A 14,570-nucleotide genomic window follows, 5' to 3' on the forward strand; every position below is an offset into this window, starting at 1 on the left:
GGTAGGTCGGAACAAACGATGGTCGGATGGAACTATAGGGAATGGAGATCGGACACCCCCTGCCTGGACCTGGCGGAGAGCGATGAGGTGAAAACAGTGATCGGTGAGGTGAACGAGAAGTGAGTGGTCTTCGCCTCATGGCGGTACACGCGCACCCCGACGACGAATCCAGCAAGGGCGCGGCGACCACCGCGCGCTATGCGGCCGAGGGTAATGAGGTCCTGGTCGTCACCCTGACCGGTGGCGAACGCGGTGACATCCTCAACCCGGCCATGGATACCCCCGGTATCAAGGACAACATCTCCGAGGTGCGCAAGCAGGAGATGGCGGCCGCCGCGGAGGTGCTCGGGGTCGAGCAGCTGTGGCTGGGCTTCGTGGATTCCGGTCTGCCGGAAGGGGATCCGCTACCGCCGCTGCCGGAGGGCAGCTTCGCGCTGGTGCCCCTGGAGGAGGCCACCGAGGCGCTGGTGCGCGTGGTGCGGAAATTCAAGCCGCACGTCATGACGACCTACGATGAGATGGGTGGCTATCCGCACCCGGATCACATTATGTGCCACAAGGTTTCGGTCGCGGCCTTCGAGGCGGCCGGTGATCCCGAGCGGTTCCCCGACGCCGGTGAGCCCTGGACGCCGCTGAAGCTGTACTACAACCACGGTTTCAGCCTGGCCCGGCTGGAGATCTTCGCCGACGAGTACGAGCGGCGCGGTGAACCCTTCCCCATGCAGGAGTGGATGGACCGCATGCGCGGTTACGCCCGCGATCGCGGCGACATCATGGGCCGGGTCACCACCCAGATCGAATGCGCCAAGTACTTCCCGCAGCGTGATGACGCCCTGCGCGCGCACGCCACCCAGATCGATCCGAACGGCGCGTTCTTCGCCATCCCGGTCGAATTGCAGCAGAAGCTGTGGCCGACCGAGGAGTTCGAGCTCGCGAAGACCCGGGTGCGCACCGCCATCCCGGAGACCGATCTGTTCGCGGGGATCGACGACGCCGACACCGACGATGTTTCCGAGGACGCCGACCGATGATGCTCACCCTGCTCGCCCAGGCCCAGAACGCGCCCACCGGACCGGAGTTCGGTAAGGCGTCACCGCTGGGCCTGGTGATCGTGCTGGTGCTGCTGGTCGGCACGGTGCTGCTCGTGGTGAGCATGAACCGGCATCTGAAGAACCTGCCCGCCACCTTCTCCCCGGAGCATCCGGAGCCGGATCAGGAGGCGGACGAGGGCACCGAGCGCGGTGTCATCAAGCAGGAGCAGGAAGTCGCCAAGCCGGAGTCCTCCACCAGCTGAGCGACAATCGCGGCGGGGTAGCGGCTTGGCTGGGTATGCCGAGTGATTCGGAGCGGCTGGCGTGGGCGGCCGCCGAGATCGCCGCCCGCGTCGATAAGCGGCTGGGCTGATCAGAACGGCCAGTCGGCGCGCTCGCCCGCCTCGATCAGGGTGATCATGTTGAAGGCCGCGTCGGTAAGTCCGCCGAAGGCGTGCCGGTTGTGGCCGCCGCTGGGGGCGTGGCCGAGGCGGTAGCCCGCCAGGTCCCAGGTGTAGAGCGGGACGGTGGCGGGGACGGCCTTGCCGACGTCGCCGCCGGTGGCCTGTTCATCGGTGATGATGACGACGCGGTCGTGGCCCGCGAAGTGCTTGCGCACGGCGAGGGCGGTATCGGTGCCGCCGCCGATGAAATAGCCGTCCGCCTTCCAGCGTTCGACCGCCTTCAGCACCGGTTCGGCCGGGATCATGGGGAAGACCAGGCTGTCGGTGTAGGTGCGGTTGTTCCATTGCACCGCTTGCGAATACGACACCACATCGGCGTGTGCGCAGCGGGTCGCCAGGGCGATGCCGAAGAGTGCCGCGGCATCCCAGCGCCGCAGGGTGCCGTCCTTGGAGAATCCGGCCGCCATGGAGCCCGAGGTGTCGATCAGCACCAGGGTGCGGCCGGGCAGGGCCGGAATCGACGCCAGCGAATGTGTCAGCGCCTGCTCCAGGGCGTGACCCCAGCGCAGTGACGGCGCGGCCCGGTACGCCGACAGGAACCGCATGGGCAGCTGTCGCGAGCGGGCCACCTGTGCCGGATCCGCCAGGCGCGCGGCCAGTTTCGCGGCTACATCGTCCGATACCCCGGCCTGGTCGAAATTCCTCAGGTTACGAAGTTGCGCCATGTAGCCCATGGTCGGGATCAGCGCTTCCCAGACCTTCGCATCCATCGGGCCCGGGAGCCAGCCCGCCACCGATTCCCGGGTCATACCAGCGGAACGCAGTGTGTCGCGGGCGATTTCGGCATTGCCGAAGAGCCCGCGGCGTTCGTCGACGGGCGTGGCGAGCAGGGTTTCCCGCGCGCGGAGGGTGTGCAGGGCGGCGGAGGTGGGCGCACCGCGCAGCCGGGCGATATTGAACTTGGCCATCGAGATTCCCCTGAAAAGTGTGGCGCGCCCGAGATCGATGTCGGCGGCGGTACAGGTCGCTCTACCAAGCTGAGCTACCGAACCCGAAGGCCCGAGCGGGATTCGAACCCGCGACAAACCCCAGCAAAAGGAAGTAACCGCTGCCTGCGCACCGGGCGCGAGATCAGACAGTACCGGTGCCGATCCGCGTGCCGCATCCCAATTTCGCACGGTCGTTAAACTGGGCGGTATGCCTGTTGCGCCGTTTCGGATCGCGGGGGCCGCGGTGGAGGTCGCGGTTCCGGTGCGGTCGGGTGGTGTGCCGGGGGTCGGTATGGCCGGGTTCCGGGGGCGCGCGATGGAGCGGTTGGACCTGGAGATGGTTCCGTATCCCGCGCTGACCATATTCCTCAATCTGGGCGACGATCTGATCCTCGACGAGGCGAATGGCATTCGGACGCAGGGCAGTAGCGTCGTGGGCTTCGGTACGGTCGGGGCGCGCGGGGGTGGGCGGGATATCGACGTCATCCAGGTGCGGTTGTCGCCGGTGGCGGCGCATTCCATGCTGGGTGTCTCATCCGGACTGTCCGGGCAGGTGGTGGCACTGGACGCGCTCTGGGGGCGCGAGGTGGAGCGTATGCGGGAGCGATTGCACGCCACCCGATCGTGGGATGAGCGGTTCGCGATGGTGGCGGGCGCGCTGGCCGCGCGCGCACGGGCGGGGCGGGCGGTCGATCCGGAGGTGGAGTTCGCGTGGCAGCGAATCTTATCGAGCCATGGGAGGATTCGAATCGATCGGCTCGCGGACGAGACCGGATGGAGCCGGAAGCGATTGTGGTCGCGGTGCCGATCCCAGCTCGGCCTGACACCCAAGTACGGCGCACAGCTGGTCCGATTCGACCATGCGGCGCATCGCCTCGCCGCCGGGCGCAGCGCGGCCCAGGTGTCCGCGGAGAGCGGCTACGTGGACCAATCCCACTTCCATCGCGATGCCATGGCCTTCACCGGTCTGACGCCCAAGGCTCTTGCCGTGGCACCCTGGCTGGCGGTCGATCCGCTCGCCTGGGCTGCGCCGGCCTACGCGCCGCGAACGTGACAGGGGAGTCCGAGGCGTACGCGGTCGGTCAGCGCGAGCCGGACAGCCAGCGGCGCAGGCGAGTGGATGTCGAATCCGCGCGTGGGCGGGGCCGGGTCTGATCGAGCCAGGCGGGCAGCGGTTCTCGCGCCGATACCCAGGTATGCGGTACTCCGCTCGCCCCGGCGCCGGTATGGGCGGCGACGATGCCACCGACAATCGCGGCGGTGGTATCGGTATCCCCGCCCGCCCCGACGCAGGTGGCGATCGCGGACCGGTAGTCGCCGAGATATGTTGCGGCGACCCAGATCGTGAAGGGGACGGTGTCCTGCGCGGTTACTCGAATGCCGGTGCCGAGCTCCTCGGCGACCTGTTCGACGGGGGCTCCGAGTAATGCGCGAGCACGGTGGATCAATCGGGTGGTGTCACCGCCGTCGAGTCGGTCGAGGATGGCGGTGATGAATTCCGTGGGCGTGGGCCGGGTTTCGGTCATACGCGCCTGCGCCGCCGTGGCGGCCGCGACGGCGATCGCGACAGCGCCGATCACACCTTCGCGATGCCAGTGCGTCACCTGCGCGGATCGAACCGCCTCGGCGACAACCCTCTCCATATTCCCGGCGTAGAAAGCGCCCAGCGGTGCGACCCGCATGGCCGCACCATTGCCACACGACCCCTGTCGATCGAAGGCCGCCGCGGACACCTCTCGCCAGTGCACGCCGCGCCGGATCCGCCCCAGCGTGTCCACCGTCATGAATCCGTAGTCGCGTCGCCCGTCGAAGCGCTCGGCGAAGGCGGCGGCCAGCCGATCCTGCTTGATTTCACCGTGTTCGCGCAGCTCACCGACCACGGTGCAGGCCATCTCGGTGTCATCGGTCCATTCCCACCGCCCGGCCGGGAGATCACCCGCCGCCAACTCGGCGAGCGGCCGCTGGAGCACCGGAAACTCGGCCCCGACCGCATCGCCCACGGAGAGGCCATCCAGCGAATCAAGCATCAGATCGACATGCATCGCGTCGATGGTAGCTGCGGTCGGATGGCGTTATGCCCCCGGTCGTGAGCGCACGGTGAGCGTTCGGTGAGGGCGGTCGGCGAATGTCTGTGTCACGGAAACAAACCCGAGCACAGGAGTTCCAAATGTCGCAGATCGGCAAGATCGCACTCGTTACCGGCGCTTCCCGTGGGATCGGGCGCGCTATCGCGCTGCGGTTGGCGGGGGATGGGGCCACGGTGGTGGTGCACTACGGGCGTGATGACGAGGCGGCGGGGAAGACTGTCGCGGAGATCGAGGCAGCCGGTGGGCGGGCGTTCGCCATTCGCGCGGATCTGGGGTCGCCCGCCGGAATCGACTCGCTGTTCGCCGAATTGGTGCGGAGGCTGCCGGAGGGGCAGCTCGATATTCTGGTGAACAATGCGGGCGGGGGTGGTGGGAACGGGTCGATCGAGCAGTTGACGCCGGCGGCTGTGGACAGTTTATTCGCGGTGAATGTGTCTGCGCCGCTGTTCATTTCGCAGCGGGCGATACCGCTGCTGCGGGACGGCGGACGGATCGTCAATATCTCGTCATGCGCGCCGCGGGTGGCGGCACCGGCGCAGGTGGCCTACGCGATGAGCAAGGGCGCGATCGATGTACTCACCAAAACCCTCGCGGTACAGCTCGGTCCGCGCGGGATCACGGTGAACGCGGTGGCGGCGGGGGCGACCGAGACCGAGGGGATGGCGGCCTTCCTCGACGGCAATCCGATGGTGCGCGCCAGCATCAGCGCGATGACCGCGCTGGGGCGGGTGGGGCAGCCCGCCGATATCGCCGATGTGGTGGCCTTCCTCGCCTCCGAGCAGGCGCGCTGGATCACCGCCAATGTGGTCGATGTGAGCGGCGGGACCGCCATCAGCCCGGCCATCGGTGCCCGGTAGCCGTGCACCCGGTAGCTGGGGAAGTGCGGGCATACTGTGAATCGTGCAGTTCGGAATCCTCGGTCCCATCGAAGTCCGCCTGGCCGACGGAGCTCCGATCGCGGTCGGTGGCCCCCAGGTGAGGGCGCTGGTCGCACTGCTGGCGCTCGATGCGGGCCGGGTGGTTTCGCGGGATCGGTTGATCGACGGTCTCTACGGGCAGGAGCCGCCCGCCAATGCGGGGCATGCGTTGCAGGCGCAGGTGTCGCGGCTGCGTGGCGCACTGCGCAAGGCCGGTCACGACGAAGAGGTCATCGAATCCTCGGCCGCCGGATATCGATTGGCGGTGGCGCCGGGGGAGGTCGACGCGCACCGGTTCGTCGAACTCGCTCAGGATGGTCGAAAGGCCGTGCACGACAAGGATTTCGCCACCGCCGCCGTACTGCTGGACGAGGCTGCGCGGTTGTGGCGCGGCCCCGCCCTGGCCGATATCGCGGACGCGCCCTTCGCCGCCGTGCAGACCGTACGCCTCACCGAGGCGCGGCTCGCGGCCCTGGAGGATCGCGCGGAGGCGGCGGTGGCGCTCGGCGATCATCCGACGGCGCTGGACAGCCTGCCCGAAATCGTTGCGGCGCAACCACTTCGAGAGCGAGCGCGGGCGCTCTTGATGCGTGCGCTGTACGGAGCGGGTCGGCAGGCCGACGCCCTGACCCTGTTCGAACAGGGCCGGGAACTGCTCGCCGACGAACTCGGCACCGACCCCTCCGCCGAATTGGCGCAGGCGCATCTGGCGATCCTGCGCGCGGATGCCGCACCCGAACGCGCCGTTCGCCGACTGCCCACACCATTCACCGAATTCTTCGGGCGCGATACGGAGTTGGCGCGGGTGGCATTGCTGCTCGCACAGTCCAGATTGGTGACGCTCACCGGTCCGGGCGGGACCGGCAAGACCCGGCTGGCCCTGGCGGCGGGTGCGCGCACCGCCGGATCGGTGTGCTTCGTGGATCTGGCCCCGCTGGTGGACGGGGCGCAGGTGATCCAGGCCGTGGCGGCGGCGCTGGGCGGGCGCGAGAGCTCCGGCCACAACCCCGGCGAGCCGCGCGATATCGAGAATCGGGTGCGCGCCGTGCTCGCGGAACGACCGCAGCTGATCGTTCTCGACAATTGCGAGCACCTGATCCTCGACACCGCGCGTCTGCTGCACCGGTTGCTGCTGGACTGCCCCGGTCTGCGGGTACTGGCCACCAGCCGTGAACCTTTGCGTATCACCGGCGAAACCGTCTTCCCGGTCGGACAATTGCCCGTGGCCGCGCCCGATGCCGAGGTCGATGAACAACTCGACTGCGCGGCCGTCCGATTGTTCGCCGATCGCGCCGCCGCCGCGCGCCCCGGATTCACCGTCGATGCCACGACCATCGGCGACGTGCTGCGTGTCTGTGCCCGCCTCGACGGTCTGCCGTTGGCCCTCGAGCTCGCCGCTGCCCGGCTGCGCACCCTGGACCTCGACGAGCTCGACGCGCGACTCGGCGACCGCTTCCGCCTGCTCGCTCGCGGCGACCGGACCGCCGAGCCCCGCCATCGCACCCTGGAGGCGGTGGTCGAATGGAGCTGGGAGCTGCTTGATCCGGCCGAACGTGTACTGGCCCAACGATTCTCGGTGTTCGCGGGCGGAGCCACCGCCCGGATCACCCGCGCGATCTGCGATATCGACGATGCCGATGAACTGCTCGACGATCTGGCCGAGAAATCACTGGTGGAGGTGTCCGGCGGCCGCTACCGCATGCTGGAGACCATTCGTGAGTTCGCGCGGCGGCAGGCGATAGCGGCCGGCGAGCATGAGCGGCTGCGGGATGCGCACGCTCGGTACTTCACCGACCTGGCCGAACACGCCGATCCGCTGCTGCGCGGGGCTGATCAGCTGGATTGGCTGGCCCGGCTGGCCGCCGATGACGGCAATCTGCAGGCGGCACTGCACTGGGCCGCGCGTACCGATCCGGCACTGGCACAACGGCTCATCGCCGCTCTCACGTGGTACTGGTGGTTGAACGGCCGACCCGGAGACGCCGTCGAGGTAGCAGAACATCTACTGCCCCAACTTGATTCGGCGTCGGTGGAGGAGTATGCGCTGTGTGTATCGATGGCGGCGCGGGCCGGCGGCGATTCGCGCGCGGCGATCGAACGCGCGGCCACACTGGTGTCGGAGTCCCGAACCTCGCTGCGCAGACCGCATGTGGTGTTCCTGCTCGCCATCGCGGGCGGTATGACAACCGCCGATCCGGATCGCTCGCGACAGCTCTTCGGGTCCGATCCGTGGTCGCGGGCCTTCCTCCGATTGGGTGATGGTCTGGGGATGCGCATGTCCGGGCGAATTCTCGACTCCGAGGCGGAATTCCGCTGTGCCCTGGACGGTTTCCGTGTCACCGGTGACCGCTGGGGGATCGCCACCGCGTTGGATCAGCTTGCGGCGGTTGCCGACCGGCGCGGCGATCGACCGGCCGCCCTGGCTCTGATCGATGAGGCCGTGCAGCTCTACACCGAATTGGGCACCGTCGACGACACCGCGGATCTGCTCAATCACCGCGGTGACATCCTCGCCGAGAGCGATCCCGGCGCCGCCCGCGCCGCCTACGAACGCGCCGCCGAACTCTCCGGTTCGGTGGGCGCGACGGATATGCGCGCCAATGCGATTCGCGGGCTCGGCGATCTGGAACGCGCGGGCGGGGACCTGTCGAGCGCGCGCGAGCGATATACCGCGGCGCTGAACCTGGTATCCGAAGGTCCGGTGGGCGCGACCGAGGCCCGTACCCGCGCGCTGGTAGGTCTGGGCTGGGTCGCCGTCGACGAAGGCGATCCGGCCGCGGGGCGCGCCACCCATCGCGCGGCCTTCGAACTCGCCTACCGCCGACAGCTGCGACCGGCGGCGGCCGCTGCCGTCGAGGGCCTGGCGGGTGTGGCCGCCGCGTGTGGCGATGCCGAGCGTGCGGCAAAACTACTCGGTGCCGCCGAAACGCTGCGCGGTCTGCGCTCCGAAGGCGATGGCGCGGTGGCGCGCCTCGTCGTCGAGACCCGCTCCGCCCTGGGCGAATCCAGCTTTCTCGCTGCCTATCGCGAGGGTCGCGAGTGCACCCCCGACAAGGTGGCGGCACTCATCGGCGAGTGACGGTGAGCCGATGGTGAGCGCGCGGTGAGCGATCCGCGCGACGCTGCTTCCCATGTTGGAGAAGCAATGGTGCAGCAAATCGGGCAGCACATTAAGGCATCTGTCCGATAGTGCGGATGCGTCGCATTTCGTAGTCTCGAAGGCCGCGCGGGCTCGAGTTCGTGGCCGCGACAGTCGACGTGCCATCGGCTCCGGGCAATCGGATAGCAGATGTCACTTTCGGAACGGGCAAGCCCGTGTCACACCCGCGGACCCTATGTCGTCAACCAGTCGACAACCCGGCATGAACCTGATGAACGAGGATTGAGAATGTCTATCGAGAACCTGCGCACCGCGGTCCGTGGCGGTGTGATCCTGCCGGGCGACGCCGATTTCGATCGCGCGGCACAGCCGTGGAACTTCGCTGTCACACAATCTGTGGCCGGTGTTGTCGAGGTGGCCGATGCGCACGATATCGCCGCAGTGCTCGAGTATGCCCGCCGGTCGAGCCGCGCGGTGGTGACACAGCCGACCGGACACGGTGCCACCGGCGACATCGACGGCGCGATCCTGTTGCGCACCAAGCACTTCGACAGCATCGATATCGACGCCGAGCAGCGTGTCGCACGGGTGGGCAGTGGCGTGCCCTGGGGCCGGGTGCAGGCCGCGGCGGCCGCGCACGGGCTCACCGGCCTGGCCGGGAGCAACCCGGTCGTGGGCGTCACCGGATACACCCTCGGCGGCGGTTTCGGCTGGTTCGCCCGCAAGTACGGCTGGGCCTCGAACGCGGTCCGCGCGGTCGAGATCGTCGGTGCCGACGGGAGTCCGCAGCGCGTCACCGCCGACTCCGATCCGGACCTGTTCTGGGCATTGCGCGGTGGCGGTGGGGATTTCGCGATCGTCACCGGTCTCGAGTTCGAGTTGTTCGAGCTGCCCCGGCTCTACGGCGGTCGGGTGATGTGGTCGGCCGATCGCACCTCCGAGGTCTTCGACCTGTTCACCGAACTCACCACCGACGCGCCCGCCGAACTGTCGGTGTGGTTGCAGCGCTATCAGATTCCCGGCATGGCGCCGAGCATCGCGCTCGACTTCGCCTACCTCGGCGATCCCGCCGACGGCCGCCACCTGACCCGGCGGCTCGATGCGATCGACGACATCATCGCCGACACCCGCGGCGAGCTCAGCCCCGCCGAGATCGGCAAGATCACCGCCGAGCCCACCGATCCCAGCCCGTCGCTCTCGCGCGGTGAACTGCTCACCGGACTCGACGACACGGTGGTCAAGACCCTCATCGAGTCGCCCGTCGCGCCGCTGCTCAATGTGCAGATCCGAAACCTCGGTGGCGCGCTGGCACAGGATGTTCCGGGCGGCGGCGCGCGTGGCGCGGTCACCGAACCCTATGCGCTGTACCTGCTCGGACTCGGGCTGCCGCAGCTGCTCGAGACCATCGGTGACCGGTTCGCGGAGATCATCGCTTCGCTCGGTACGAGCATCACCGGCGCCAAGCCGTACACCTTCCTGGCTCCCGGGGAGTCCGCCGCCGCGGCCTTCGATGCGCAGACCCTGGCGCGACTGCGTGAGCTCAAGCGAAACCGCGATCCGCACAATGTGATTCGCGCCAACTTCCCGGTACTGGGAGATTGAGAATCCGATGAACTCGGTATCCGAAGCCGATGCCCGCTGGGGCGATCTGCTCACTCGTGACCGCCTCGGCGTGACGATCGTGCTCGCCGGTGGCACCGCCCTCTACGCCGTCAGCAGCTATGTCACCGCGAGCCTGCTGCCGACCGCCATCGACGATATCGGTGGTGCGCGCTACCTGTCCTGGGCCACAACGGTTTTCGTGGTGGCCTCGATCGTCTCCTCGACACTGGTGGGTTCCATGCTCGCCGCGCGGGGTCCGGTCGGGTCGTATCTGACCGGATTCGGGCTGTTCTCCATCGGCACCGTCATCTGTCTGGTGAGCCCGTCCATGCCGGTGCTGCTGGCGGGGCGGGCGGTGCAGGGGCTGGGCGGCGGTCTGCTGATGGGCTTGGGGTACGCGGTGATTCACCAGGCGTACCCGGCCGCGCTGCGGGCCCGGGCGGCGGCGCTGGTATCGGCGATGTGGGGTGTGGGGACCTTCATCGGCCCGGCGCTGGGTGGGGTGTTCGCGCAGTTGGGGCCGTGGCGGCTGGCCTTCGCGGCCCTGGCGGTGATCACGGTTTCGGTGGGCGCGATCGTGCCGTTCGCGCTCCGCGGTACCTCGAAATCGGGTCATGCGCAACGTATTCCGGTGGTCTCGCTGATCCTTTTGATGGTGGCTGCCGCGCTGGTCAGCATTGCCGGTGTGCTGCCGCAGGGTGGCTGGACCGCCGTCGGTATGGTGGCCGCGCTGGCGGTGGTGGCCGGATTCCTGGGCTGGGAACGCCGCGCCGCGGTGACGGTGCTACCGCGCCTGACCTTCACCGAGAGCTCACCGCTGCGCTGGATCTACCTGACCATGGTCGCGCTGGCCGTCGGTATCAGCCTGGAGAACTTCGTTCCGCTCTTCGCTCAGGAATTGGGTGAACTCGCCCCGCTGGCGGCCGGATTCGTCGGTGCCGCGGCATCATTGGGATGGACGCTGGCACAGGTGGTCAGTGCCGGCGCGCGGCGGCCGAGCACGGTCGATCGGCTCCGATTGGCGGGTCCCGCCGTGCTGGCTATCGGGCTCACGCTCACCGCGCTCACCCAGATCCGCCACTCGGGCGTGTGGGCTCTGCTGCTGTGGGCTCTGTGCATGATGATCGCGGGTGCGGGCATCGGCCTGGCCTGGCCGCATCTGTCGGCGGCGGTCATGGCCAGTAGTCCGGATCCGGCCGAGGCGCAGCAGGCCGCGGCCGCGATCGGCACCGTTCAGTTGATCGCCACGGCCTTCGGCGCTGCCATCTCCGGCGTACTGGTGAACCTCGGCGGCTCGCCACTGGGGTCGGCGCGCTTGCTGGAGCTCGGTCTCGCCGCCATCGCGGCGCTGGGTGTGCTGGCCGCGGTGGCCGCGCACCGTGCAGCCGCTCGTAATACGGCGCGGCGGCAATCGGTACTCGCCGAGCCGCTCGCACACTGACAAATCTTGGCACCACAATCGATCTGGAGGAATCATGACCAGCAGGACCATGACCGCCGCCCGCATGCCGCGGCCCGGTCGCGCCGCCGATCTCACCGTCGAAGTCGCGCCCTACCCCCGTGCCTCGGTCGGGGATGTGATCGTCGAGGTGCACGCGGCCGCCTTCACACCCGGCGAATTGGATTGGGAGCCGACGTATGTCGATCGCGCCGGGCGTGATCGGTCGCCCGCGATTCCGGCCCGGGATGTCTCCGGTGTGGTTGTCGAGCTCGGATTCGGCACCAATCCGAGCGATTTGCGTATCGGTGATCGTGTTCTCGGCATGATCGACCGCTACCGCGACGGGGCGGCGGCCGAATTCGTCGCCGTCGAGGGGCGCGATCTGGCGCTGGTCCCGGATGGTATCGACCATGTACAGGCGGCATCGCTGCCCATGTCCGGCCTGACCGCATGGCAGGGGCTGGTCGTCCACGGCGGACTCGCCGCCGGGCAGCGGGTGCTCATCCACGGTGCGGGCGGCGCCGTGGGCACGCTGGCGGTGCAGCTCGCCCGCAACGCCGGGGCCGAGGTGATCGGCACCGGCCGTGCCCGAGATCGCCAGGCCGTGCTGGACGCCGGTGCCTCGAGCTTCCTCGATCTGGCCGAGGGCGCCCTCGAATCCCTGAGCGGCTCAATGGATCTGGTCTTCGACATGATCGGCGGCGAGGTGCTCGCCCGCTCCATCGAGCTCATCGCACCCGGCGGCACCCTGGTCTCGATCGCGGCGCCGCCGCCCGCCCAGCCCGCCGACGGTCGTGCCGTGTACTTCATCGTGGAGCCGAACCGCGACCAGCTCACCGAACTGGCCAATCTCCTCGCGACCGGCGCCATCCGCCTGCCCGAAGCTACGGTCCACCCGCTTACCGAGGCTCCGAAGGCGTTCGCGGACAAGGAAAATGGAGTACCTGGCAAGTTCGTGCTGCAGCACAAGCCCTGATCGGCCGCCCGCTCGCCTATGACCTGGCCCGGAGGGCCGAGATCACCTCTTACCCTTGCGGATTGAATCCTGATAGATGTCGGCGTAGGTCGGGGAGTCCTTGACGAGGTCATCGCAGAAGGCGGCGACGTCATCGCCGGTCAGTTCGAGGACTCGTTTGCCCTCCGCAACCCCCTCCTCGAAGAAGTCGAGGACTCCCGAGAGCAGGCCCCCGTCGACCAGTTCGACCGGACCGATCTTGAAGAAGTACTTCTGCATCTCCTTGTAGACGATCTGATAATCGGGCGGAAGCGCTTTGACTCGCGCCATATGCGCTCGCCACTCGCGCTTATCTTCGATCATGTCGCGGATTCTCACGTCATCCTCCCAACCGGCTGAGTTTCTTCGCAACGTTGTCGTTCAGCTCCTCGCGCCACTTCTCGCGGAAGCTCTTGGCTCCTTCCTCTCCGGCAATGGCCGCGCAGAAGCCTCTGATGTCATCGCCCAGTGCCTCGTGCACACTTTGACCATCCGAGGCCGTCTCCTCGAGCAGCCCCAAAGCGCCGTCGAGGATCGGCATCAAGTTGCGGCCCGAGAAGCTCCCGTAGGGCGAGAGCTGGGTCTTGATCTGTTCCCACGCCGCCTGATACTCGGCCGGGAGTGCCTGGGCCCGAACCTCGAAGGCTCGGCATTCCCTGCTGAGATCGCTTCCTGTGACTGTCTCCCAGAAACTCATTTCTTTATTTCCTCGAGTTCGTTGATACGCGCCGAGACGTACTTCCATTTCGCCCAGAACGTCGCTAGTTCTTGTCGCCCAGCATCGTTGAGCGCGTAGAACTTCCGCGGCGGCCCGACCCCGGATGGCCGCTTCGAAACATCGACCAACCCGCTCTTCTCCAAACGGATCAGGATGGCGTAGATCGTCCCTTCGATGACGTCCGCGAACCCGAGCTCGTTCAGCCGCCGAGTGATCGCGTAGCCGTAAGTCTCTTCGCTGTCGATGATCTGGAGAACGCACCCCTCCAGCGTGCCCTTCAGCATCTCCGTCAAGTTGTCCGTGGCGTCCTCCTCCGATCGGAAGCACTATTCAGTGCTACTGACTACCACTAAACTGTAACACAGAGTAGTGGTGAGGCGGCTCTCAGTGGGCCGGGCCGGCGAAATGCTCCGCGAGGAGCCGGGCCACGGGCTCGGGAGCCTCCTCCGGGATCCAATGTGACACTCCCGGTATGACCTCGAGCCGGTACGGGCCGTCGACGAACCGGCGCGCCAGTCGAACGCCGGTGCCGAGTACCGCCGTGTCACCGTCACTCCACATCTGCAGCACCGGGACGCCCACGCGGCCGCGCAGGAATCGTGGCGAGGAGAACGGCATGCCGCGATACCAGTGCAGGCCGCCGCGAGCGATCGCCCTGTCGCGCAAGCGTTCTCCATCGCGACGGGCCATTTCCTCGGGCTGCCCCGTTTGCCGGAGCATTCGGCGGAACAGGCCGGTGCGCAGCATCAGCTCGGGAAGCAGCGGCAGCTGGAAGACGTACATGTACCAGGACGCCAGCGACTGCCGACTCGTGATCATCGACCGGGCGAACGCGCCCGGATGCGGCACCGACAACGCGGACAGCGACCGCACCCGGTCGGGTCCGGAGATCGCCGCGGCCCAGGCCGCGGCCGCTCCCCAATCATGGCCGACCACATGCACCGGGCGCCCGATCCGATCGATCATGGACAGCACATCCGCGGCCAGCTCGTCGAGTCGATACTCCCACCGCCAGCGCGGCGACGCGGTCGGGCTCGCGCCGCGCAGATTCGGCGAAAACGTCCGGTACCCAGCCTGATTCAGTAGCGATGCCACCGCACCCCAACTGCGCGAGTCCTGCGGCCAGCCGTGCAGTAGCAGCACCGGCTCACCTGAGATCGGCCCGGTGTCGACCACCGGGAAAACCAGCCCATTGCGGTGAAATGCGGTGATTCGTCCGGGCTCATCCGGCTTGTGAACAGATACATGGGTCGCCATTGACGCCTGCACCTCCCTTGGTCGCGGCAT

Annotated in this window: 14 protein-coding genes; 8 read left to right on the top strand and 6 right to left on the bottom strand. The window is 67.9% G+C overall.

All coding sequences use genetic code 11. The annotated features are described in order from the left end of the window. Positions 1–137: 137 nt before the first annotated feature. Positions 138–1,031 (top strand): mycothiol conjugate amidase Mca, encoded by an 894-nt coding sequence (mca, locus tag OHB26_RS16810; protein WP_330185674.1) that lies wholly within the window; start codon positions 138–140, stop codon positions 1,029–1,031. Continuing rightward, the gene (locus OHB26_RS16815) at positions 1,028–1,294 is read left to right on the top strand and encodes a hypothetical protein (RefSeq protein WP_330185095.1); all 267 of its coding nucleotides are present in this window, start codon (positions 1,028–1,030) and stop codon (positions 1,292–1,294) included. The genes mca and OHB26_RS16815 overlap by 4 nt, the downstream gene beginning before the upstream one ends. A 110-nt stretch (positions 1,295–1,404) precedes the next feature. Here OHB26_RS16815 and OHB26_RS16820 read toward each other — a convergent pair whose 3' ends face one another. Then, positions 1,405–2,403 carry a TROVE domain-containing protein gene (locus OHB26_RS16820; RefSeq protein ID WP_330185096.1) on the bottom strand — a complete coding sequence of 333 codons (999 nt, stop codon included), beginning with the start codon at positions 2,401–2,403 and terminating at the stop codon, positions 1,405–1,407. Between the two features lie 229 nt (positions 2,404–2,632). Between OHB26_RS16820 and OHB26_RS16825 the strand changes: the two genes are divergently transcribed. Further along, positions 2,633–3,478: an AraC family transcriptional regulator gene (locus OHB26_RS16825; protein WP_330185097.1), complete on the top strand. Its 846-nt coding sequence runs from the start codon at positions 2,633–2,635 to the stop codon at positions 3,476–3,478. A 28-nt stretch (positions 3,479–3,506) separates the two neighbouring features. Here OHB26_RS16825 and OHB26_RS16830 read toward each other — a convergent pair whose 3' ends face one another. Then, positions 3,507–4,466: an ADP-ribosylglycohydrolase family protein gene (locus OHB26_RS16830; RefSeq protein ID WP_330185098.1), complete on the bottom strand. Its 960-nt coding sequence runs from the start codon at positions 4,464–4,466 to the stop codon at positions 3,507–3,509. Positions 4,467–4,591: 125 nt separating this feature from the next. Here OHB26_RS16830 and OHB26_RS16835 point away from each other — a divergent pair, with 125 nt between their 5' ends. From OHB26_RS16835 to OHB26_RS16855, 5 genes are all read left to right on the top strand, one after another. Then, positions 4,592–5,368, top strand: a complete 777-nt coding sequence (locus OHB26_RS16835; protein WP_330185099.1) for an SDR family NAD(P)-dependent oxidoreductase — start codon at positions 4,592–4,594, stop codon at positions 5,366–5,368. 43 nt (positions 5,369–5,411) lie between these two features. Next, the gene (locus OHB26_RS16840; RefSeq protein WP_330185100.1) at positions 5,412–8,507 is read left to right on the top strand and encodes a BTAD domain-containing putative transcriptional regulator; all 3,096 of its coding nucleotides are present in this window, start codon (positions 5,412–5,414) and stop codon (positions 8,505–8,507) included. Between the two features lie 309 nt (positions 8,508–8,816). Next, positions 8,817–10,130, top strand: a complete 1,314-nt coding sequence (locus OHB26_RS16845; RefSeq protein WP_330185101.1) for an FAD-binding oxidoreductase — start codon at positions 8,817–8,819, stop codon at positions 10,128–10,130. 7 nt (positions 10,131–10,137) lie between these two features. Beyond that, positions 10,138–11,571 (top strand): MFS transporter, encoded by a 1,434-nt coding sequence (locus OHB26_RS16850; RefSeq protein WP_330185102.1) that lies wholly within the window; start codon positions 10,138–10,140, stop codon positions 11,569–11,571. Between the two features lie 49 nt (positions 11,572–11,620). Beyond that, on the top strand, positions 11,621–12,547 hold the full coding sequence (locus tag OHB26_RS16855) for an NADP-dependent oxidoreductase (protein WP_442943018.1): 927 nt from the start codon (positions 11,621–11,623) through the stop codon (positions 12,545–12,547). Between the two features lie 42 nt (positions 12,548–12,589). Here the strand turns inward: OHB26_RS16855 and OHB26_RS16860 are convergent, their stop codons facing one another. The 4 genes from OHB26_RS16860 to OHB26_RS16875 all read right to left on the bottom strand — a co-directional run bounded on the left by OHB26_RS16860 (position 12,590) and on the right by OHB26_RS16875 (position 14,540). Then, complete coding sequence (locus OHB26_RS16860; RefSeq protein ID WP_330185104.1) at positions 12,590–12,889, bottom strand: DUF1048 domain-containing protein; 300 nt, start codon at positions 12,887–12,889, stop codon at positions 12,590–12,592. Positions 12,890–12,905: 16 nt separating this feature from the next. Further along, the gene (locus OHB26_RS16865; protein ID WP_330185105.1) at positions 12,906–13,262 is read right to left on the bottom strand and encodes a DUF1048 domain-containing protein; all 357 of its coding nucleotides are present in this window, start codon (positions 13,260–13,262) and stop codon (positions 12,906–12,908) included. Then, a complete protein-coding gene (locus tag OHB26_RS16870) occupies positions 13,259–13,567 on the bottom strand; it encodes a PadR family transcriptional regulator (protein WP_330185106.1) in 309 nt (102 codons plus the stop codon). The genes OHB26_RS16865 and OHB26_RS16870 overlap by 4 nt, the downstream gene beginning before the upstream one ends. Positions 13,568–13,667: 100 nt before the next feature. Continuing rightward, complete coding sequence (locus tag OHB26_RS16875) at positions 13,668–14,540, bottom strand: alpha/beta fold hydrolase (RefSeq protein WP_330185107.1); 873 nt, start codon at positions 14,538–14,540, stop codon at positions 13,668–13,670. Between the last annotated feature and the right edge of the window lie 30 nt (positions 14,541–14,570).

This window comes from Nocardia sp. NBC_01503, assembly GCF_036327755.1.
GTDB lineage: Bacteria > Actinomycetota > Actinomycetes > Mycobacteriales > Mycobacteriaceae > Nocardia.